20 protein-coding genes and 3 tRNA genes are annotated in these 20,953 nt (G+C 55.7%); 6 read left to right on the top strand and 17 right to left on the bottom strand.

Features of this window, described 5'->3' with window-relative positions; translation table 11 throughout:
• Positions 1 to 337 precede the first annotated feature (337 nt).
• The 8 genes from HPY58_04185 to HPY58_04220 all read right to left on the bottom strand — a co-directional run bounded on the left by HPY58_04185 (position 338) and on the right by HPY58_04220 (position 10,476).
• Positions 338 to 2,062, bottom strand: a complete 1,725-nt coding sequence (locus HPY58_04185) for a VWA domain-containing protein (GenBank protein ID NPV28852.1) — start codon at positions 2,060 to 2,062, stop codon at positions 338 to 340.
• A gap of 57 nt (positions 2,063 to 2,119) precedes the next feature.
• Complete coding sequence (locus HPY58_04190; GenBank protein NPV28853.1) at positions 2,120 to 2,377, bottom strand: hypothetical protein; 258 nt, start codon at positions 2,375 to 2,377, stop codon at positions 2,120 to 2,122.
• Between the two features lie 300 nt (positions 2,378 to 2,677).
• Positions 2,678 to 3,223 (bottom strand): DedA family protein, encoded by a 546-nt coding sequence (locus HPY58_04195; protein NPV28854.1) that lies wholly within the window; start codon positions 3,221 to 3,223, stop codon positions 2,678 to 2,680.
• Between the two features lie 563 nt (positions 3,224 to 3,786).
• Complete coding sequence (locus HPY58_04200; GenBank protein NPV28855.1) at positions 3,787 to 4,344, bottom strand: hypothetical protein; 558 nt, start codon at positions 4,342 to 4,344, stop codon at positions 3,787 to 3,789.
• 59 nt (positions 4,345 to 4,403) lie between these two features.
• A complete protein-coding gene (locus HPY58_04205; protein ID NPV28856.1) occupies positions 4,404 to 4,721 on the bottom strand; it encodes a hypothetical protein in 318 nt (105 codons plus the stop codon).
• A gap of 127 nt (positions 4,722 to 4,848) precedes the next feature.
• Positions 4,849 to 7,623: a DEAD/DEAH box helicase family protein gene (locus HPY58_04210; protein ID NPV28857.1), complete on the bottom strand. Its 2,775-nt coding sequence runs from the start codon at positions 7,621 to 7,623 to the stop codon at positions 4,849 to 4,851.
• Positions 7,623 to 10,160: a site-specific DNA-methyltransferase gene (locus tag HPY58_04215; GenBank protein ID NPV28858.1), complete on the bottom strand. Its 2,538-nt coding sequence runs from the start codon at positions 10,158 to 10,160 to the stop codon at positions 7,623 to 7,625. The genes HPY58_04210 and HPY58_04215 overlap by 1 nt, the downstream gene beginning before the upstream one ends.
• Before the next feature lie 139 nt (positions 10,161 to 10,299).
• Positions 10,300 to 10,476, bottom strand: coding sequence for a hypothetical protein (locus tag HPY58_04220; protein NPV28859.1), 177 nt, complete (start codon positions 10,474 to 10,476; stop codon positions 10,300 to 10,302).
• Between the two features lie 181 nt (positions 10,477 to 10,657).
• Here HPY58_04220 and HPY58_04225 point away from each other — a divergent pair, with 181 nt between their 5' ends.
• On the top strand, positions 10,658 to 10,888 hold the full coding sequence (locus tag HPY58_04225) for a hypothetical protein (protein ID NPV28860.1): 231 nt from the start codon (positions 10,658 to 10,660) through the stop codon (positions 10,886 to 10,888).
• A 7-nt stretch (positions 10,889 to 10,895) separates the two neighbouring features.
• Here the strand turns inward: HPY58_04225 and HPY58_04230 are convergent.
• The 4 genes from HPY58_04230 to HPY58_04245 form a co-directional block, all read right to left on the bottom strand.
• Positions 10,896 to 10,972: transfer RNA gene (locus HPY58_04230), tRNA-Arg, on the bottom strand.
• Between the two features lie 8 nt (positions 10,973 to 10,980).
• Positions 10,981 to 11,054 (bottom strand) — tRNA-Gly (locus HPY58_04235).
• Between the two features lie 90 nt (positions 11,055 to 11,144).
• A tRNA-Pro gene (locus tag HPY58_04240) sits at positions 11,145 to 11,221 on the bottom strand.
• A 244-nt stretch (positions 11,222 to 11,465) separates the two neighbouring features.
• Positions 11,466 to 11,747 (bottom strand): zinc ribbon domain-containing protein, encoded by a 282-nt coding sequence (locus HPY58_04245; GenBank protein ID NPV28861.1) that lies wholly within the window; start codon positions 11,745 to 11,747, stop codon positions 11,466 to 11,468.
• Between the two features lie 267 nt (positions 11,748 to 12,014).
• Between HPY58_04245 and HPY58_04250 the strand changes: the two genes are divergently transcribed.
• The 5 genes from HPY58_04250 (at position 12,015) to HPY58_04270 (ending at position 15,832) form a co-directional block, all read left to right on the top strand.
• Complete coding sequence (locus HPY58_04250) at positions 12,015 to 12,836, top strand: hypothetical protein (GenBank protein NPV28862.1); 822 nt, start codon at positions 12,015 to 12,017, stop codon at positions 12,834 to 12,836.
• A gap of 114 nt (positions 12,837 to 12,950) precedes the next feature.
• A complete protein-coding gene (locus HPY58_04255) occupies positions 12,951 to 13,730 on the top strand; it encodes a flagellar motor protein (GenBank protein NPV28863.1) in 780 nt (259 codons plus the stop codon).
• On the top strand, positions 13,731 to 14,474 hold the full coding sequence (locus HPY58_04260) for an OmpA family protein (protein NPV28864.1): 744 nt from the start codon (positions 13,731 to 13,733) through the stop codon (positions 14,472 to 14,474).
• 108 nt (positions 14,475 to 14,582) lie between these two features.
• Positions 14,583 to 14,912, top strand: coding sequence for a hypothetical protein (locus tag HPY58_04265; GenBank protein NPV28865.1), 330 nt, complete (start codon positions 14,583 to 14,585; stop codon positions 14,910 to 14,912).
• Positions 14,913 to 15,013: 101 nt separating this feature from the next.
• Positions 15,014 to 15,832: a Fic family protein gene (locus tag HPY58_04270; protein ID NPV28866.1), complete on the top strand. Its 819-nt coding sequence runs from the start codon at positions 15,014 to 15,016 to the stop codon at positions 15,830 to 15,832.
• Between the two features lie 188 nt (positions 15,833 to 16,020).
• Here HPY58_04270 and HPY58_04275 read toward each other — a convergent pair whose 3' ends face one another.
• From HPY58_04275 to HPY58_04295, 5 genes are all read right to left on the bottom strand, one after another.
• Positions 16,021 to 16,245 (bottom strand): NifU family protein, encoded by a 225-nt coding sequence (locus HPY58_04275; GenBank protein NPV28867.1) that lies wholly within the window; start codon positions 16,243 to 16,245, stop codon positions 16,021 to 16,023.
• Between the two features lie 21 nt (positions 16,246 to 16,266).
• Complete coding sequence (gene galU, locus HPY58_04280) at positions 16,267 to 17,193, bottom strand: UTP--glucose-1-phosphate uridylyltransferase GalU (protein ID NPV28868.1); 927 nt, start codon at positions 17,191 to 17,193, stop codon at positions 16,267 to 16,269.
• Between the two features lie 14 nt (positions 17,194 to 17,207).
• Positions 17,208 to 18,452, bottom strand: coding sequence for a glycosyltransferase (locus tag HPY58_04285; protein ID NPV28869.1), 1,245 nt, complete (start codon positions 18,450 to 18,452; stop codon positions 17,208 to 17,210).
• Between the two features lie 90 nt (positions 18,453 to 18,542).
• Complete coding sequence (gene otsB, locus HPY58_04290) at positions 18,543 to 19,340, bottom strand: trehalose-phosphatase (GenBank protein NPV28870.1); 798 nt, start codon at positions 19,338 to 19,340, stop codon at positions 18,543 to 18,545.
• A 1-nt stretch (position 19,341) separates the two neighbouring features.
• Positions 19,342 to 20,925, bottom strand: a complete 1,584-nt coding sequence (locus HPY58_04295) for a trehalose-6-phosphate synthase (GenBank protein ID NPV28871.1) — start codon at positions 20,923 to 20,925, stop codon at positions 19,342 to 19,344.
• Positions 20,926 to 20,953 lie beyond the last annotated feature (28 nt).

Consider the following 20,953-nt stretch of genomic DNA (forward strand, 5'->3'; position numbering starts at 1 on the left):
ACAGCAGGATCATAAATACCCTCGACCGCATTGAAGCCAAGCTCGATGTCCTGCAGATGGAAACAGCCCACATCAGGAGGATAATAAGAAGAAACAAAGGTATTTGACGCCGGCCGCAACACGCTTTCTTAAAATCTTCCACAATAATAAATAGATTACAGGCGAGCTGGAAATTGATGCTATGAGGATCTGACTTTAAGGAAGCAGGATGATGAACACCCCTACCTGCTTCAGCACGCGTACAACCCCGTCGACTGGTACCCCAGCCCGGTAAGTTCTTCGAGGACCTTCTTGCCTGAATTTCAGGTGCTTACTGGTTACAGGTTTTTATAAATGGCTAAGAGGGCGTGGCGGGCAAGCACAGACGGGGAAACGTTTTCCCAATCTCCGGCATCCGGCAGGCTGCTGGAGATCCCCAGAAAATCCAGGAGGGCTGCTGCGCTCTCGGGCTGTTCAAGGTGTTCCGCTCCCTCTGCCGCCTGTCTGATCTCTTCCCGGAAGCCCGGGCGGCAGTCTGCAGCGCCTCCTCTAGCCGCCCGAGCAACCCCTGCACCGCGCCTCTCTCTTTTCTCTTCACGACCCCCCGGAGCAGAGATTGCTTCAGAGCCAGGAAGAGGAGCAGGCAGAGCCTGGCATCAGCTTCCCTCTCCAGGTCAAAGCGCACTTTTCCGTCTCCCAAAACTTCCAGGATGAAGCGAAGAGACTTCCTGAGCTGGTTCAGGTAAATGCCGACATCTTCATTGCTGAGCAAAAACGCCAGGAGGCTGAGAGCGGTGGTTTCCAGCTTCTGGTTCAGATCCTGGGCCTCGCCGTCGGCGAAAACCCCGTCGGCCATCTGCGTCCGGGCAAGCATCCTGAGCAGGCCTGCAACGCCCGGCCCGTCCGGAGCTTCCTGCTCGCCCCAAACCCCCCGGGGAGGAATGGAAAAACAGGGAATGCTTGCATCGAAAAGGCTCACCGATGAGTCTGCCATCCCAGAAAACACTGCGTCTTCAAATACTCTTGATTCATAAGGCGCTCCTGAGAATTCTGCCATTCTAAAAAACACTGCGCCATCGCTCAACCACGTGAAAGAGAATCCAGACATCTTCCAGCCCCTGGGTGGTGATACCGGAATCGGGCGTGTTACAGGCAGGCCCGTGGCCTTTTCCAGCCTTTCCTCAACGGCCACGAAGGAGGTAAGGGAGGAAATGATGCCGTGCTCGAGGGAGAGCCTCTCGATTTCCGCTTCAATTTTTTTCCTGTTCCTGCCGGACATGCAGTCCAGTTCCTGTTCCAGTTCCCGGATTATCCGGTGCGCCCAGGCTTTTTCCAGCAAATCCGCATCGCTGCAGCGGGGGAGGGTGTTCAGGTCAATCCGGCTCTCAAATACCGTATCCCCGTCTTTTCCTTTAATCCTGCTAATCCTGCCCCTGAGTACTACGTTTCCCCCGGGTTCACCTTTCACCCGGGCAAAAACGTGGAGGGGCTCCATGTCGTAGATGATGCCAATCCTGCGGGAAAATGGTCTTTCACCCTGTTGCCACCCCCATTCAATTTGCGCATCCTCGACAAAAGGTGACACGATCCGGGAAAACTGCCTCAAAACCTTTTCGTCGATCCGCTCGCCGGGATAGACGAATTCCGCTCTTCCCCTGCCCACCCGGGCAAGCTCATTGAGGAAATAGCTGTTCACTGCGGTGTCGATTCCAAAGGTAAAGATCCTGCCTTTTTTGAGGTGCCGTTCGGCGAAATCCAATACCTCCCGTTCGTTGCCCACCCGGCCGTCTGTGAAGAGGAGAATGATGCAGTCTTCGGAACCTCCACCGCCCTCCAGGCAGGAGGCCAGGGGCTCCAGGATTTCCATTCCACCCGAAGCCTGAAGACTCTCAATCCAGCGGCCGGCCCGGTCAAGGCTCTGCTGGCTGAAGGGGACGGCTTTTTTTGAAAAACGGGTGCAGGCGTGGTTGAAGGCAATGATGTTGAAGCTGTCCCCGGCAACAAGGTTTCTCAGGCAAAGCTGGAGGGCGCTTTTGGCCTGCTCGAGCTTTATCCCCATCATGGAGCCGGAAATATCGATCACGAAAAGGTAGGTCTTTCCCCCAGGCGGATCCTGCGGCTCCAGCTCCGTGCCGGGGTTTCAGCCTCCGCCGTCAAGCAGAAGTTTTCTGGCGTATCTGACAATGTGGAGAACGGTCTTGAGGTGCTTTTCCTGTAGCTCTTTGGGAACCAGCAGGCTGACGCCGCAGGCAACGTCGATTTTCAAACACTCCGTGATCCGGCCGGCAGCAAAATCCTCCGGGGTTTCCCAGGCCTCAAGGAGCTTAAGCTCCGAAGCGGGAGAGATGCCCGGCCTTTCGCACGACTGCCTCTGAAGCTCCTGGAGTTCCCTTCTCACTGGGCAAACAAGCAAACAAGGGGACGGTTCTCTTGTTTGAGGATATTTTCTCTCCTTCGGATTAAAACCGGTTGGCAGGGAAAATAAGCAGTGAATGGCTGCGCAACATTTAAAATCTCAGAGAGTGAAAAGCATTATGAAACCGTTCCGCAAGGTTTGAGAAGGGATTACGCAGCGATTACGGCAGTGATGGGCGTCCTCGAAAACTTCGCGCAAAGTGCTGGCAGGGAGAGACATCTACCCCAACTACCTCGATAAGGCGGCGGAGTTTCGCCTCCTGGCGAACCGGCTAAAGGATATCTATTTGTCAGGAGTTTTCGTGCCATTGCGCTGCCAGCACCACCAGTAAACGATTATCAGGCAGATAATGGCAAGTATTATAACAATGTCGAACTGCCGGAAGAGGGGTTCTATCGCCCTCCAGTTCTTCCCCAGCTTTAGCCCCACGTAGGTTAACAAGACCGACCAGGGCAGTGAGCCTAGAAATGTATAGACCACAAAGCGCCCAAAGTTCATGCGAGCGATTCCGGCAGGCAAGGAGATAAAGGTGCGGATCACGGGCAGGAGGCGGGCAAAAAAGACAGCCTTTTCGCCGTAGCGGTCAAACCAGCGGGCCGCCTGTTCCAGCCGTGCCCTGGTAATATGAACGTAACGACCGTATCGCAGCAATAACGGCAGGCCACCCCAGCTTCCCAGGGCATATGAGGCAATGGACCCCAAGGTTCCCCCCACTGTTCCGGCCAGCACCACACCCCAGAACGTGAGCTTTAACTGGCTAACTAGGTATCCTCCGAAGGGTAGGATTACCTCGCTGGGAAGGGGAATATTGGCGCTTTCAATGGCCATCCCAATACCAATACCCCAGTATCCCAATTTCGCTATGAAGTTTACCGTAGCCTCGACAATCAGCTCAAGAATAGTGAACAAACAAATAACCTCTTTCGCAGCTTATACAAGTTATTCATTGCAGTATTTTTACGCCGAACTATGGTGCGTGCCCCCGGCAGTGACCGGCCCCTATCGAAAGCCAGCCAGTAAACGGCAAGGGAAGGCAGCCCGATTAATGCCCCCTGCAACAAGGTGCAGAAACCTATCCCCCGGCCAAAAACCCTCCCACGGCTTGCAGTGCGGTATCCTCATGACCCCTTTTTCGGGAGGCTCCAGCCCTAAAACAAGACAAACAGAGGGTAAGGTCGAGAGCAGGCGCAGTTGAAGTGCAGACCTTGTGAGGCCAGGCCGTTTCTCCCCTTTCAGGTGAGTGGAATAAACGCAAAGGACTATTGGAGGTATAAAGCCTGAAGTGAGCAAACAGTAGAACCGTCCCTATGTTTGATGCCTATGTTTGATGTTTGAGCTCTGTTTGAGCTGTTTGAGCGGACAATATACGCCATTCAGGAGAAACCAGGGCCTCACGCATTTTCTATTATCAGCCTTCTCTGCTCGTAGATTTCCTTTAAGCTGCTTTGGGCTTCCTCCAGCATCTGCCGCAGTCGGGCTACAACATCCTGCACCCTTGCCCTCTGTTGCCTGGTGCTTTCCAGCGATCTGTGTATCCTTGACTGCACCACCCAGTCGACGATCAGTCCATCGAAGAAAAAGTCCGCAAAGGTGGCGAGCCCACCGATCTCGATCTTTATCTCATCCTGGACGTCGGCCAGCTCTCGCTCAAACAGGCGCAGCAGTTGCTGGGCGCGGTGGACGTCCCTTCGGGCGTCGTTGATGCGGGAATGCTTTACCGCAGTAGCCAGCAGGCCGCCCCCCAGGAGGTCCCATGTTCCCCAGTTGCGGGCGCTGCTCAGGCTATTCTCCACATCCCCCAGGGCCTCCGCGGTCTTTTCTCCGGCCTGGATCGCCTCTCTCAGTTCTTTCAGAGCGGCGATCAGGCGCCCCTCCTGTTCGTCCAGCTCAAAAAGTCGCCGGGCGGCAGGCCCGCCGGACTGGAGCAAAATTCTCTCCTTGTCTTTCAAAGCGGCTTTATATTCCTGCTCCGGATCTCCGAGGGCTTCAACTTCCAGCTCCAGGTTCTTCAGCCGGCCTCCAGGGCCTTCAGGGTATCACAGGATTCATCGTAGCTGAGCCTGGCGGCCAGGTATTCTTGCCGCTCCTTTTGCCTGGCATTTTCCTTGTCGCCGAGTACGGTGTGAAACAGGTTTACCAACGACAGCCCGTCCAGCCGCTTAAGGTCCCTTTCTTCGGACGCCAATCGCTTCTTCAGATTGGCGGATCGTTCCCTTTCGACCGCTACCATCTGCCGGGTATGCTCAAGCCTGCGCAGCAGCTTTCGTTTCTCTTCCACCCGCTGTGCCGCCGTGACCAGGCGACGGTGGATATCCGCTCCGCTCATTTAATCACGCGGCATCGGAAACCCCAGCGTTTACGCCTGGGAAAGATGCCGCTCCCTCCTTTCTCCTGAACTCGAAGCTTCTCGTACTGCAGGCCGCGGCCCGCCGAGAGCGTTGCTCCCTCCGGCCCTAAACACTGGCATATTGATTTATTATCTTCTTTACATCCCCTACGCCATACGATACATCAGCACACCATTCGCCAAATCCTCCGTGGGTATTTACCGCCTTTACCCATTCGTTTAAAAACTCCCGCTTCGTCCGGCTCTGCTGGTCGTCCTGACCCTTCACCTCCAGCACCAGCATTTTGCCGTTTTTCAGCCGGATCAGGTAATCCGGCCTGTATTTGCGGACAACGCCTTTGTAAATGTATAGGATTTCAAAACCGAGGTGGTCGTTTTTTACCCACGCTTCCACATTTTCGTTTCTTTCCAGTTCAAAGGCTTCGCTGGCCTCCCAGGTGCTGTCAAACACCACCCGGTTAATATGCGATTTTTTGGTGATTTCCGTCGGTTTGCTGGTGTACCAGGTCATCATATCTCCGGTAGACCGGATCGGTTGTTCGGTATCAAACACAGGCGTTACGGAAAGGGTATTTTCAAACCGGATGGCCTCAAAAACATGCTGAACAATCTTGCTCATGTTCAGGGTAATCAGGATTCTTTTGCGCAGTTCATTCTGAGAGAACAAAGAAGGGATAACTAACTTGTCGGAAGTGATAAACTTTTCCACCAGCTTGATCACCTGAAACAAAAGGTACTCCCGGTTGCCCTTCCAGTCTGGCTTCATCTGGTTATAGATATCCGCGCTGGTCTCGAAGATGAGTCTTTGCATCCGGTACTTTTTGCCCAACACTTCCAAATCGATCTGGGTTATCTTCGTTACGTCGGGCTTGCCGTTTAAAACCGGGGCAAGCTCGGCCAGCATGGGGGTTTCCTCCGGGCGCAGCTCAAGGGACTTGACTTTATCCCAATCCAGCTTGAGAGCAGGTTTATAAACGTGGTCTATGCGGATAATGTTCGGCCAGCGTATCTCGTACTGCTTCTTTTCCGGGACGGGCTCGATGGGTATTTTCGGCTGCGGCGGTGGCGGGGGCGTGCCGTCACCTCCTTCGTGAGGGAGAAAGGTAAACGGCACTCCAAAAATGTTCACGTATTCCGGTTCAAAAAGGCCCGTTTCAGGGTTTACTTCGTAAGAGGTCCGCCGCAGGCCCCGGCCCACCACCTGCTCGCAGAGGAGCTGGCTGGAAAAAGCGCGCAGACCCATGATGTGGGTGACCGTTTTGGCGTCCCATCCTTCGGAGAGCATGGCAACAGCGATGACGTTTTGTATTTTTTCGCCCGGCTGCCCTGCCTGCCCCACGGTGTCCACCATCTGCCGGAGCATCTCGGCCTGGTCCGCTTTGCTTAATTTTTTTGTTGCAGGCTTCGCTTCGTCTGGCTCTTCCTTCGTTTCAAAATCCTCCCCGTTTACTCTGCTTTCTGCTGCTTCCAAAACTTTTGAATCTATGCGCAGGGTCCTTTCCGGATCTTTTAATTCGTCTATTTTGATCTTCCCGTGGTTGAAGGCGTATTCGATGCGGGCAGCAGTTTCAGTCCTGTTGCAGACTGTAATCATCACCGGGGGAGTCGGCAGGCCCGCTTTCTTCCACAGGTCACGGGTCTCCAGCCAGTCCTTTCCCAGAAAATAATAGGCGTTAAGAACCAGATCGGGCAGCGGTTCTTCTGGTTTCGCTTTACTGTTGAGGTTATCCTTTACCTCTTCGTCCATGTAAATGTGGTAAAAACGTGACTTGTAATCTTTAGTCAACTTTCCGTCGTCCCTGACGACCACGCGCGGGGTTTTAACCAGGCCGGATTCGATGGCGTCGTTTAAGCTGAAATCGGATACAATCCAGCCAAAAAGAGCTTCCTCGTAAGCCTTTTTCCCGGAAGGGGCAAAGGGCGTGGCGGAAAAATCGAAACAATAAAGGATGCCCCTTTTCCGGTGAATGCGGTCGAGGCCACCCACCCAGATGGTGGCCTCTTCGATTTCTTCTTTCTTGACCCCTTTTACTTTCGACTCCGCCGGTACCCGCCAGGCGTGGTGGGCTTCGTCGTTGACAACAATGATATTGTGGGCGTCCGCCATGTCTCCTAAAACTTTTCGGACAAAGGCTTCGTCGCTTATCGGGCCTTTTTTGACCACTTTGGGGCCGGAATTTTCATCCGGCGGCTTAAAAACGTGCCAGTTGACGACCAGAATCTTTCCCAGGCGCAACTTATCAAAAAGGGAAGGGGGAACGATGTTAAATTCCCGGTAATAGTTGTTTTTCGCCGAAGGATACAAAACCTGGAGCCTCTTTTTCACAGTAAGGCCCGGAGCGACGACCAAAACGTTTTTCGAGAAGCGGGCGTCCTTTGGATAGGTCACCTTATTCAAAACCTGCCAGGCGATGAGCATGGCCATAACGATGGTTTTCCCGGCACCGGTGGCCAGCTTGGAGCAGAAGCGGCGAAACTCGCCGCCGTCGGAAGGGATTTCGACCCCTACCTTCTCGCTGGCGGGGGCCTCGACAAGCCAGATCAGGGTTTCGATTGCTTCCAGCTGGCAGAAGAAAAAGCGGCGGTAGTGGCGCTCATCGGGGTCCTGCCAGTGCTCCAACAGCTTTTTCGTGATCCCGGTTACGCCCGGATAGCCGCCTTCACGCCAGGCGTCCACTCTTTTCCGGATCTGGTTCACCAGGGGGAGCTCGATAAAAATGCCCGGATCGTCAAAAGACTTGTGGGCACCCGAAGCGACCACGTACCCGGCCGGCCGCCGCCCCTCTTTAAGCACAAATTCCCTTTTTTCCCGGTCGAAACTCCAGTACCTGGAGGGCTTCTCATACGGGCTGTTGATGATCAAACGGTCGATTCCCGCCACTATTCCACCTCCAGAATGCGCAGGGATTCGATCCCCCGGTCGTCAATGATCTTCACCGCCACCCGCCTGTTTTTCCCGGGTTCAAATGGCAAAGACACCGTGCCGTGGTACTTCTCGATCAGCTCTTCGTCAATTTGCGCCCTGAGGGCCTTTGCCAGCTTTCTCCAGCCGCCGTTTTCCCCGGCCAGCGGGAAGAATACCTGGTCCGGGAAAAGGCTGCGGCCGTCATAGTCGGTATCCAGCATCCACATGGCTATTTTTGAAGTGTCCCCGGATTCCACTTCCCCCGTCCGGGTGTTGTAGTAGTCGAACCCCAGGACTTCCACCACGTACCTGCCAGCCTCGTTTTTTCGCAGGATCACGTCCGGCTGGCCGATTAACCAGAAAGACTGGTTGCTCGCCCTCTTCTTTTTCAGGTCTTCCGTAAGCAGGTCGGCGTTCATCTGGACTTTAAGGAGGGCCACGCCGGGCCAGACAAGCTCATCAATATCTTTGGCCGCTTCCGGGTCGAATTGAAAGGCCGCAAAAACGACGAGCTTCGGTTTGGGAACCAGTTTCTGCGCTTCTTCAACGGCCAGTTCTACCTGCCGCTGCTCTAAAGGAGCGTATTCGGGGCCAAAGGAAACCACAACGCGCTTAGGGGCGTCCTCTTTGGTTTCTCCGTCGGCGTGGAGCCAGCGGGTGCCGGGAAGAGGTTCGAGCCGGGAAAATTCTATTTTTTGGCCGCCTTTCCCCCGGATGCCGGTTTTTAACAATTCATCGCGCCACTGCTGCTGGCGCAGGGTTTCTCCAGAACGTGCAATTGAGGAATCGGCAGCGCCCATTTCCTGCTCCACTTCAGCAAGGGACTTCACCACCGGAGCAGGCACAGCCTCCACGGTAAAGGGGCCGGTAACGCGCTTCTTTTTGGAATCAATAAGAGGCCGGTCGTAAAGAACTTCTTCGGTGGGCGGTTCGTTGTTAACGATGGAACCAAGAGTGATATGCGGAACAACCTTATACTTAAAACCGCTACCCACACCTTCCTCTGGTCTCGCAAGCTGGTAATAATCAAAAGTAGCCGTCATAAGTCGCTGTTTGGCCAGAGCAATGGCCACCCGTGAAGTATCGCAGGTAATCCAGCGGCGTCCCCATTGTTCGGCCACATAAGCAGTTGTTCCCGAACCGCAAGTTGGGTCAAACACTAGGTCGCCCGGATCGGTGGTCATGAGAATACAACGCTGAATTATTTCGTTTGCAGTTTGAACAACAAAAATTTTGTCACTAGCAGCTCCAATTCCATCCCACAGATTGTTGATTGGCATTATTGGAAAATCCTCATAGTAAATCTTAACGCGGAGGGTATCCCCTTCAATCTGTAGCCTATTTTTATTTTTGAGTACATCAAGTCCATCCGGATATGATGTTTTCCATTGAGTGCCTTTTGGGGGATAATATATTTTGCCATTATATTCATAACCCTTTTGTTTCTCACTACCCGGGGCATTCAAACTCCAAGTTCCATATAACTTCCAGCCCGGATTTTCTCTTAAAAACTTATAAATATCCTTTCGTTCACTAGGCGTAAGCCGTTTTTCTTCCCCAGTATCCGGGTTTTCTGCCCATAGATGAGATCCAGCATTATCTGCAAACCATTGATAATCTTTTTCGATATATAATTGCCGGTACTTTATTTTTGCAATATCCTTCGCATACCATAAAAGATAAAAGCAGGCACTATTAAGAAGCTTCTTCGCAAACATTACGGAAGCTTTTTTTATTGTAATCATTGACACAAAATTATTTGCACCAAAAATTTCATCAAGTACGAGTCTGACCCTATGAACATTTTCTTCGGATACCTGGATAAATAAACTACCTTCATTCGATAATAGTTGCCTGGATAACAAAACCCTATCTCTAAGATACGTTAAATATGAATGTATACTTAATTCCCAAGTATCGCGAAACGCTTTTAACATTTCTGGTTCACAAGTTAAGTCCTGATCACTATCGTTAGACTTCAGGGCCGTTTGATTTATAAACGGCTGGAAGTTAGAGCGGTACTTTATCCCATAAGGCGGGTCGATGTAAACCATCTGAACCTTACCAGCCATGCCTTCTTTTTCCAGAAGAGAATTCATCACCAGTAAGGAATCCCCGGCAATTAAACGGTTTGTCCAGTCCTGTTCGTGCTTGTAGAAATCAATGGCATCCCGCAAGGGCAGGTAATTCTCCGGCTTTTCGAATAAGCTTAATTGCTGATAACCTCCCTGCTGGTATTTCGGCTTGCATACGTGGCTGATAATGGTCAGCGGGTCAATCCGCTCGTGGACATGGAGAGATACCGTGTCAACCCCAAAGCTGGAGCGCTCCGCTTTTCCGGCCCAGACCAGTTGAGGATCAAGATGGGGGTCGTACTGGTACTTCCTTTTTGGAGCGTCTTTATCTGTTTCCGGGGTGACCAAACCAACTGGGGGGTTGTTGATTCTCTTCTTGTCGGGGTGAACATACTGGTCAATTTCTTGCCCATTTTGCTTTACTTTTTTCTTCGGCATAACCAACCACCTTATTCTAAAAATGCTCAAGAGCACGAATTGGATGCAGGAGTATAAAATCTCTCTTAATTAATCCGTTAATCACGTTAATCATGTAGTGCTGGGTGTGAGCAGTGCCCCGAATTCCCTAATGACTTCATCAAGAATCGCGACCCAAGATGATCTTGCCCATAGCTTGTTCGATCAGGTCAAGCGACATTGCTGCCCAGTCCCGGAGGAACTCCTGTCCCTTTGTTCTTTGGTTGTTCTCTTTCTTCGCCGCATTATGGCTGATTCCTGCCTCATTCTTTTTCCAGCAACTCATGAGCTCCAGCAAGAAACAAACGCGGCGGGAGTTTCGGTTACTGGCTGTCGAACAGCTATTTTGGGAGAAAACAGGCTGGACTGGCTTCATTCCCGGGGAGTAAAGGAGATGAGGCTTATCATAACAAACACATTAAGAGGCCGCATTGAAGAAGCCCCAGCCGACGATCTGAACGCCGAAGGGCTCCTCGCCTTTGAAAGGAGATGATATAACCGGCCTGAAAAAAGATATGGCCAGCGTAAGAGATGATATCCAAGATTTAAAAAATGCAGTGACAAAAATTGAGGTTCGAATTGAAAACGAAGTATCGAAAAAATTCATGCCCTCTATGATGCCCGATTTGAGTAGGGGAAGAAAAAAAACTGGCACCAATTGGGCACCAAAACAGGCAAACAGGCTCCGGAGTAAAACCCGGAGCCCTTGAATTCTTCTGGCGTCCCGGGAGGGATTCGAACCCCCGACCAACGGATTAGAAGTCCGTTGCTCTATCCAGCTGAGCTACCGGGACCTGAAAAATGGAGCGGGTGATGGGAATCGAACCCACGCAACTGGCTTGGAAGGCCAGGGCTCTACCACTGAGCTACACCCGCTCGGATACCTCTGCAGTGATATTTTAACACAAGAAAAAGGTTCCGGCAACCTCTTCCCCGGCCAAACTGCTTTGAAAAACCCGGGCAAAATGGTCGGGGTGGGGGGATTTGAACCCCCGGCCTCTTGGTCCCAAACCAAGCGCGCTGCCAAGCTGCGCCACACCCCGCTGTTCAGCAATACTATAACATGATTCTGGCTTCCTTTCAACAGTTCCGGCTGCAATCCAGAGGCAGTCTCCGTCCACCGCCGTTGCTGAACGAAACAGGGGGCCGCCTCGTAAAACCCAGAAGCAGTTCCGCCCCCTGAAAAAGATCCCCGAAAAACAAGCCCTTGACGGGCTCTCCTTCAAGCACTTTGCAAAAGCACTTTAATCCGGAACGAAGCCGCTCCGGTCAACACCCTGAAACAGTTCAACCCGAAGAGGATTTTGTTTTTGCCGGGGCCGGCTCTTTCCCGGTCTCTTTCCCGGCCTCTTTTCCGGTTTCTTCTTCTTTGAACCTGCGCTTTTCCTCCTTGCTCCGGTAATCGGTGCAGTAAAAGCCCGGGCCCTTGAAAATAATCCCCACGTTGCGGGAGATCAACCTCCGGACGGGTTTTCCGCAGGTCGGGCAGGCTTCCAGCGCGGGTTCGGTGATCCGCTGGGAATATTGAAAGCGGCCGCATTCACTGCATTCGTACTCGTAAGTCGGCACATCAACCACCTCTCCTGGATGAACGTAATTCCTTCCCACAGACACTTATATACGGCAATTCCTGAATTTTGTCAAGCAAAAGGGAGCCGGAGGAACAGAAAGGCCAGCAGGTAAGCTGGGTGGAAATCCCATTGTAGGAATGGACTGAATCATGCTACACTAGAATCAGGAAAGAGCAAGGCGATTTTTGAAGACAACTCCGTCAGCAGTCTCCCGTCACGTTTATCCGGCCTGGTCTGGTAGAAAACCTTCAGGGAGGTGGAACATGTGAGCGTGGCAATGGCCTATCTCAGAGATTTATCGGAGGCGGACCTTTACTTTATTGTCACGACAGTTGTAACAAAACGGCGCGACTATGACTACCTCTGCGCCCTCTTGAAAGATAAGCCCGATTTTATTGACATCATGCTGGACGACGAGAAGCTGTTTATGCGGGTCCAGGAGGACCAGGATATTTTTTTAAAAATCTCTCCCTTTCTCCTCTTCAGCATCCTGCTCCGCCAGGCAAAACGAGAAATGGAGAAGCAGACCTACACCATGGAAATCGTCAGCCGGAGGGAACGAATCCCTGTTTTCGACGCCCGGGATGCCACCCAGCTTCTGCAGAACAGAGATGTGCGCGAGTATCTGGCGCGCATGCTGGCTTCCTTCACGCGGGTTGAGTGCGCCACCGTTGTTTTCAAGGCGCGGGGGATGACCTACCAGCGCCACTTCAGCGATCTCGATTTTGACGACGTTTTAGAGCTTGCCGGAATGGTGGAGCTTCCCTTCCGCTTCCCATTCTACAAGCGCCTGGCAGATATCGCCCTTTTCATCTCGGGAATCTTCCCGGAATCCTGCCGCACCCAGGGCTTTGCAGGGGAAGAAATTCCGGCGCGCCTGGCGGGGCAAAGGCAGCGGACGCTCCACGAATACGAAGTGGAGGGAAGGCGGTATTACGACCTGGCGTCCACTTATGAAGAAGCCCGGGAGCAGGGGCTGGCCGAGGTCCTTTCCCTCCTGGCCGAGAAGTTTGCGCTGGCTCGGAAGCCCCTCAACTACCTGACAGAGCATTACATCGAGAAGCACCGGTCGAAGTGGTTCGCTTAAATTAAATCTTCACATTAAATCTTCACATCCCCCGGCATCCGGAAGCAGGAAAATATAAGATGCCGTCGAACAAGAAATGGGAACAGTGAGCTATTCTTGCCGGAGGAACCGTAAATGGATATCACAACCTGGACGGGACTGGCAATCGGCTTTGCAGCGCTGATTCTGGCTTTTGTCCTCGAAGGAGGAACCATTGGCTCCCTGTTCTCCCACACGGCGGCGCTGATCGTGGTGGGGGGAACAATCGGGGCCACGGTTCTTTCTTTTTCCCTGGAGGAACTAAAAACAATCCCCGCCCTTTTAAAAACAGCCTTTCAGGAACGCCGCTACAACTCTATCCATCTGATTCAGGAACTGGTGCGCCTCGCCGACCACGCCCGGCGGGAGGGGCTCCTCAGCCTCGAGCAGTACCTCCCCGAAATCAAAGACCCCTTCATCAAGCTGGGGCTCCAGCTGGTGATTGACGGCACCGAGGCCACACTGCTGCGGGATCTCCTGGAGACGGAAATCTACTGCATGGAGGAGCGCCACCAGAACGGGATTGCCATCTTTGAAGCTGCCGGGGGGTACGCACCGACAATGGGGATTATCGGAACCGTGATGGGGCTCGTCCACGTCCTGGGCAACATGGAAAGGCCCGAGGACCTGGGCCCCGCCATTGCGGTGGCCTTCATCGCCACCCTCTACGGGGTCAGCACCGCAAATCTGATCTGGCTTCCCATCGCGGCGAAGCTCAAAAATAAAAGCAAAAAGGAAAGGCTCTACCGGGAGCTGGCACTGGAGGGGATTCTTGCGATTCATGCCGGGGAGAACCCGGCCTTCATCCGGGAGAAGCTCCGGGTCTTCCTCGACCAGAAGAGCCGGGCTTTAGAGGAAAAGGAGAGGAGGGAGTAGATGCGGCGCCGCAGCCAGGAAAACAGCGGCGGTGAAAAGGGGCCGAGCATGGAGCGCTGGCTTTTAACCTACGCCGACATGATCACCCTTCTCATGATCTTCTTCATCCTCATGTACGTGATGAGCAGCATCAATATGCAGAAGTTCCGCGCCCTCGCCGCGGCTTTAAACGTCGCCCTCAAGGGGGAACCGACCGGAATTTTCCGGGAGGGAGGCCCGTCCTTTATGCCGGGTGAAGGGGAAGAGGCCAGCCAGATGGCCAATGTTCAAAGAGAACTGGAGGCTTATCTTGAAAAACAAAACCTCGCCAACCTGGTGACGATCCGCGAGGAGGAACGGGGGCTCGTAGTGAGTTTCCAGGAAACGGTGCTCTTCCCCCGGGGTTCGGCCACCCTGACCCCTGAAGCCCGCAGGATTATCGCCCAGGTGGGGGCAATCTTGAAGGACCTGCCCAACTACATCAGGGTGGAGGGGCACACCGACAACCTCCCCATCAACACCCCCCAGTTCCCCTCCAACTGGGAGCTTTCCTCGGCGCGGGCCACCAACGTGGTCCGGGAGCTGATCGCCGCCAGCCAGATTCCCCCCGCCCGCCTCTCCGCCACCGGGTACGGGGAGTACCGGCCGCGCTACCCCAACGACTCCGAAGCCCACCGCCAGCTGAACCGGAGGGTGGACATTCTCATCCTCCGGACGATGTACGGAGAGGTGGAGCCCTCTTCCCGGAAAAAACCTACTCCTTAAGCTCCCGCATCTCCAGGGCGCGCAGGCTCTCCTCCCGGGGATCAGGGACAGCACCTCCTGCTTCAGCTCCAGAAAAAGCCTGCTCGATCTCACCTCGTATGAGCGGGGGTGCCGGAGGGGAATGGGAACCCTTGCCTTGAAGCGGCCGGGGCGGGCCGTCATCACATAAAGGGTGTCTCCGAGAAAAATCCCTTCTTCCACGTCGTGGGTCACGAAAATAATCGTTTTTTTCGTCTCCTCCCAGATCCCCACCAGCAACTCCTGCATCAAAGCCCTGGTCTGGGCGTCCAGGGCGCCGAAGGGTGCGTCCATCAGAAGGACCTCCGGATCTGCCGCGAGGTTTTTTTGAAGGTCGAGTCTTTCAACAACCGGGTTTCAGTTCGCGCCGGTTCACCTTTGCAACTCCTGGTGTTGTGCGGTAGTGAGCCAGTGTGGTAAACTGTAGGAAGGGCTGCAAGATGTTGACAGGTGGCCATTGACAGGCAACAGGTGCGAATTCTCACCAGATGCCGGGGCGTTCCGGCTGCGGGAGGTAAAAAATGAGCGTAAACCTGCAACAGATGTTGACCGAAATCTCTCTCCTGAAAGAAAAGCTCGGTAGCTTCCGGCCGTTGTCGCCGGCCGAGGCTTCCCGGTTGCGGGAGTACTTTCTGGTGGAGTGGACGCACCACTCGACGGCGCTTGAAGGCAACACGCTTGACCTGCGAGAAACGCGGCTGGTGCTGCTCGACGGCCTGACGGTCGGCGGAAAGACCCTGCGGGAGCACCTGGAAGTCGTCGACCACCGGGACGCGGTGGAGCGGCTGGAAAACGTGGTGAAAGACCGGCTGCCTTTGAGCGAAGGTCTGATCCGGGAAGTTCACCGTTTGGTGTTGAAGTCCACTTGCCCCGAAGAAGCTGGAGCATACCGGCGCGGCGCGGTGCGCATAGCGGGCAGCCGGCACGTGCCTCCGCCCGGAAGCGATGTGCCCGCCCTCGTCCGGGAAATGGTTGAGACTTACAGCACCATGGAAAGCGAGCACCCGGTAGAACGGGCGGCCTGGCTGCACTGGCGGCTGGTCTGGGTGCACCCGTTCGTCGACGGCAACGGCCGCACGGCGAGATTGCTGATGAACTTCTCGCTGATGCGGGACGGGTATCCGCCGGCAGTGATCAGGAAACAGGACCGGGAAAGGTACCTGGAGGCGCTGGAGGCGGCGTCTCTGGAGGGAAACATGGTGCCTTTTGTGCAGCTGGTTGCCGGGAAGGTGAAGGAGAGCCTGGAGCTTTACCTGAGCGTTGCGGGCCAGGAACCGCAACCGGATGAGAGCAGCCGGGAAACCCAGAAGGCGAAAGGGAAAAGCAGGATCAGGCCGTAGTGCTTTGCAGGCCGCTTTTCCGGGCGGCTTTTGTTTTTCCAGAACCACCTCAAGGAGGCCGGCGACCACGAGTACGAAACTTCGCCAGGCACCTGGCCCGAGAGCCGTCCGGGTCCCCCAAAAAATAAAAAGAGAGGGCCTTTTTCACTTGCGGCCCTCTCCATCTCAGGTGAAATCATCAGGGCTTTTCAGCGCACGGCAACAACCTGGGTGACTTCCGGGATTTCCTGCTTGAGCGACCGCTCAATCCCCTGCTTCAGGGTGACAATCGCCATCCCTCAGCCCCCGCACGCACCCTTCAGGCGGACCTTGACCACACCCTGGTCGTCCACATCCACAAGCTCGACATCCCCGCCATCCCGCTGGAGGTAGGGGCGGATCTTGCTGAGGACGGCCTCCACCTTCTCCCGCATCTTTTTCACTCCTTTTAAAGTTTAAATTTTAGAGCTTGCCACTTCCTCCATGGCTCCCTGGGAGGCATCGTTCACCACCTCCACGAGAAAGCGGCGAAAACCCGAAGCCAGTTCCGGATGCGTTAAAGCCAGCTTCACCGTTGCCTGCAGGAACCCGAGCTTATCCCCCACGTCATATCTTACCCCGCGAAAGAGGTAACCATAAACCGGCTGTATTTTTACCAGTTCCCTGAGGGCATCGGTCAGCTGAATTTCCCCCCCGGCTCCCGGGGGAATGGTCTTGAGAATCTCAAAAATTTCCGGGGTGATGATGTAGCGCCCGATCACCGCATACTGGGAGGGGGCCTCCTCGGGTGCCGGCTTCTCCACGAGATCCTCAACCTTAATGAGCCGTGACGAAGCAGTATCGGCCGCCGGCTTTATTATACCATACCTCTTTACCTCCGCGCGCGCCACCTTTTGCACGGCCAGCACCGAACAGTGAAGCTCCTCGTAAACGTCAAGCAGCTGGCGGAGACAGGGGACTTCCCCGTCGATCAGGTCATCTCCCAGCAAGACCGCAAAGGGCTCCTTCCCCACAAACTTCCGGGCGCAGTAGACCGCATGGCCAAGGCCGCGCGCCTCTTTCTGGCGCACGTAGTGGATATCCGCCAGGTTGGAAATATCCCTCACCAGCCGGAGCAGCTCCTCCTCCCCTTTTTCGCTGAGAACAGCTTCCAGCTCCAGGGCGCGGTCAAAGTGATCTTCAATGGCGCGCTTATTTTTCCCCGTCACAATGATAATATCCTCAATTCCCGAGGCGACCGCTTCCTCAACGATGTACTGGATCGCCGGCTTGTCCACAACAGGAATCATTTCCTTCGGCTGGGCCTTGGTTGCGGGAAGAAAGCGGGTCCCCCAGCCTGCAGCAGGTATGATCGCCTTCCTGACCCTACCACTCTTTTTCACAGTCCTTCACCCCTTTAGTTTCTCCACTCCTGGCAAGAGGTTTCCTCTCGTGTTTTCAAAGCCCAGAGCAGTTTCAACCAGTTCAGAAGGTAAACCGGCAAAAGAAAATGCTCTCTCACCCGTTCCCTGCCGGATTCTCCCAGCCGTCGTGCGAAAGCCTGGTTCTCCAAGAGCTTCCGGATCGCCGCGGCAGCCTCGGCAACGCTGCGGACCAGCAGCCCGGTGCGTCCGTGCTGAATCTGGTACCGAATTCCGCCTACGGCGCTCCCCACCACAGGGCGCGCCTTCCAGAGCGCCTCCGTTACGGTAAGCCCGAAACCCTCCCTGAGCGACTTCTGCACCACCACGGCGGCAGTGCGCTGGAGGGCGTTGATTTCCAAATTGCTCTCCGGATCCAGGGGAAGCACCCTGATCTCGGGGTCACCGGAGGCGGCTTCCCGGACCTCGGCCAGGACCCCGGCGGCCTCGGGGTCGTCCGCCGCGCTCCCCCCTGCCAGCACCAGCTGGGCGGCGAGGCCGCAACGGGCGGCCCGGAAAGCCGCGATCACTCCCAGGGGATCCTTTAAACGGTCGAAGCGGGACACCTGCAAGACAACCGGGCGGTCCAGGGTGATCCCCAGCCGCGCCAGAACCTCTTCCTGCTCATGGGGGCTCAACTCCCTGTTCTTCTCGCTCAAGGGATCGATCCCCGGCGGCATGGTGTGCTGGGGAACGCGGAGGTCGGCACGGAGATATTCCGGCAGATGAAAGACCGCAAGGTCGAACTGCTCGACGTAGTCCCGGAGAAACCGCCAGACCCGCCGCTCCGCCCTGGTGGGGTCGATATGGCAGTACCAGATCCAGCAGGCGCGGGAATCTGCCCGCCGCGCCACCAGACCCAGGGGCTGGAGATCGTGAACGACAACGAAATCGGCGTTCAGGTCCACCAGATCGAGGTTCGCCTGAATCCCATTGAGATAAGCCCTGACAAGGGCAGGCGTCAGCTCCACCTTCTGCCCGTGGAGAGCGTTGTGAAAGGTCTTTGTGGCGCGGAAGAAATCCTCCTCTCCCTGGAGGACCGACCACGTGCAGGCAAGCCCCGCCGCCCTCATAAGGGGGACGAGGCTGCTCAGAATCTCGGCAACCCCCCCTCCAAGGGCCGTGGAATTGATGTGCTGGATCAAAACCCCCCGAAGCCGCTCCCGGCAGCTCCGCAAAGCCGCCCGCGCGCCCGGGTCCAGATAAACTTCATAATCCTCCAACCGAAAGGTACGCCCCATCCTACCCCTGCTCTCTAGAGATTCTTCATGAGATTATACGCTGGAGAACTGCGAAAATTCCTGCGTCTCCGGGCGGCTTCAAGCCACCTTTCAACCATCCGGGCTCCGATCCTGCAGCACTTCCGCAAGAAAAAGGGCAACATCGCCGGGGCCGGCCAGCCGGTACCGCGCCGCAGTCTCCCGCGGGCGCCCGGAGACGAGAACGCCGGCTCCTTTTTCCGCAACAGCACGAAATGCGTCTTCATCGGTTTCATCGTCTCCCAGGTAAACGGGAAAGGCCCCCCGCCAGCCGGAAAGCAAAAAATCCACACCCTCCCCCTTGTTTGCCCGGGCAGGACAAAACTCCACCACCTTTTTTCCGGTTCTCAAAACAAACCCTGCCTCACGAAGCAGCGGCCGGGCCTCTTCGCAAATCCGGCGCACCACCTCCACCGCCTCCCGGGGGGAGGCCAGACGGTAGTGCAGGGCTAACGCGGCACTTTTATTTTCGAGGAGAAAACCCTTTTTTCCTTCCAGAAGCGGCTCCAGTTTTCTGGCCAGTTCTTCTACCCGCTTCTTCGCGTCTCCCGCCCGGTCCTCCCGCCAGACCTCCTCTCCGTCGGGGTACCTGATCACCAGCCCGTGCACCCCTGCCAGGTAAAGACCGCGCACCGGCAGGAGCTTTTCCAGATCGGCGATCCCCCGCCCGCTGACCACAGCGACGCGCAGCCCGGGGCAGGTGCAGAGCCTGGCGAGGAGATCCAGCAGGGGGCCGGAAGGCCGGGCCTCGCCCGGGGTCGCAGCCAAAGGAACGAGCGTCCCATCGTAGTCTAAAAAGAGGAAAACGCGCTCCTCCCCCCGGATCAATTTCCGCAGCCGGGCGCGAGCCTGCGCCGGGTTTAGCATCATCTTAAAAACTTTCCTTCTCCTTTGCTTCGCCGCTCCAAAAAGCACCCAGAGCGGCCTTCGCCTCCTGTCCCCGCTCTCTGGCACCGGCGGTCTTCAGCGGGAACCGGAACCCGCTCCCCTGCCTGCCCCGGAACACCTTCAGGACCGGCTCCGCGCCTCCGGTTCTCCAGAGAGTGAGGAAGCTGTCGATCCACCATAAAACATCGTGGCGGGCAACAACGCTGTAAAGAGCCTCCATCCGCTCCGCCTTCTCCGCCTCAGGCATCTCCAGCGCGTACTTAATGCAGTCGCTGATCTCCTCCGGATGGTAAGGATTGACCAGAAGCGCAGCCGCAAGCTCCTCGGCCGCTCCTGCAAAGGGGCTCAAGATGAGGACCCCGCTCCCTGCCCGGCTTGCCACATATTCCTTGGCAACGAGGTTCAGCCCGTCCCGGAGGGGTGTAACGAGAAGAAGATCTGCGGCCAGGTAGTAGGCAACCAGTTCGGGGCGCGCGAAGGCCCGGTAAAGGTAAACAACCGGCGTCCAGCCCGGTTTTCCAAACCGCCCGTTCACCCGGCCCACAATTTCCTCCACCTCGCGCCGGAGGCTCCGGTATTCCGCAACACCGGAACGGGTGGGCACGGCAATCTGGACATAGGTCAGGCGGCCGCAGTAGGAGGGATGCTCCTCGAAGAAAAGCTCGATCCCCAGCAGCCTCTCCTTGATCCCCTTGGTGTAATCCAGGCGGTCGACACCCAGGGCCAGGTATTCGGTGCCGAGCAGCTCCTTAAGCTGGCGCGCCCGGGTCCGCACTTCAGGCCTCCGGGCGATCCCCGCAAAAGCCTCATAATCAACACCAACAGGGAGGCTCCGGACGAGAACCCTGCGCCCCTCCCAGTAGACGGCGCCCCTCTCCCGGTCAACCCGCGCCCCCAGGACCAGCTCCACCGCGTCCAGAAAGTTGCGGCAGTACCTCGGAACGTGAAAACCGAGCAGGTCGCTCCCCAGAAGCCCGGCGAGAATCTCCTCTGCCTGGGGAAGGATGCAGAAGAAATCGGGATGGGGGAAGGGAATATGCCAGAAGAATCCGATCCTGGCGCGTGCGTTTCTTTTCCGGATAAATCCGGGGACGAGGGCCAGGTGGTAATCGTGCACCCAGATGAGCCCTCCTGCTGCAGCCTCCTCACAGGCGATTTCGGCAAACTTTTCGTTGACATTCCGGTAGCAGACCCAGGCCTCCGGGCTGTAGCTGCATTTCTCCAAAAAGTAATGGCATAAAGGCCAGAGAACCCTGTTTGCGAAGACATGGTAGTAACCTTCAACCTCTTCCGGAGTCAGAATGACTTCCCGTAAAGTATAACGGGGGTGACCCGGAGGAACACCAATTCTTGCTCCGGGAAAATCCCGTCCGGAGCGCCCTCCCCAGGCAACCCAGACACCCTGCGCGGCGGCCGCAAGGGGCTCCAGAGCGGACACCAGGCCGCCCGAAGCTCTTTCCCCTTTGAGGCCCTGGGATGTCTCCTGCAAGACGACCGAGGCACGGTTGGAAACCAGCACAACTCTTGTGCCTTTCAGCCATTCCAGGCTCTTCAGCTCCCTTTCCATCACCACTCCTCCTTCCGTCTTTTCTGCC

This window comes from Bacillota bacterium (assembly GCA_013177945.1).
GTDB lineage: Bacteria > Bacillota > DSM-12270 > Thermacetogeniales > Thermacetogeniaceae > Ch130.

Excerpts from the sequence above, each read along its gene's own strand:
- HPY58_04195 (NPV28854.1), bottom strand. The coding sequence starts at position 3,223 with ATGGCCATTGAAAGCGCCAATATTCCCCTTCCCAGCGAGGTAATCCTA.
- HPY58_04205 (NPV28856.1), bottom strand. The coding sequence starts at position 4,721 with ATGAGCGGAGCGGATATCCACCGTCGCCTGGTCACGGCGGCACAGCGG.
- HPY58_04215 (NPV28858.1), bottom strand. The coding sequence starts at position 10,160 with ATGCCGAAGAAAAAAGTAAAGCAAAATGGGCAAGAAATTGACCAGTAT.
- HPY58_04255 (NPV28863.1), top strand. The coding sequence starts at position 12,951 with ATGGATATCACAACCTGGACGGGACTGGCAATCGGCTTTGCAGCGCTG.
- HPY58_04260 (NPV28864.1), top strand. The coding sequence starts at position 13,731 with ATGCGGCGCCGCAGCCAGGAAAACAGCGGCGGTGAAAAGGGGCCGAGC.
- HPY58_04270 (NPV28866.1), top strand. The coding sequence starts at position 15,014 with ATGAGCGTAAACCTGCAACAGATGTTGACCGAAATCTCTCTCCTGAAA.
- HPY58_04285 (NPV28869.1), bottom strand. The coding sequence starts at position 18,452 with ATGGGGCGTACCTTTCGGTTGGAGGATTATGAAGTTTATCTGGACCCG.
- otsB (NPV28870.1), bottom strand. The coding sequence starts at position 19,340 with ATGATGCTAAACCCGGCGCAGGCTCGCGCCCGGCTGCGGAAATTGATC.
- HPY58_04295 (NPV28871.1), bottom strand. The coding sequence starts at position 20,925 with ATGGAAAGGGAGCTGAAGAGCCTGGAATGGCTGAAAGGCACAAGAGTT.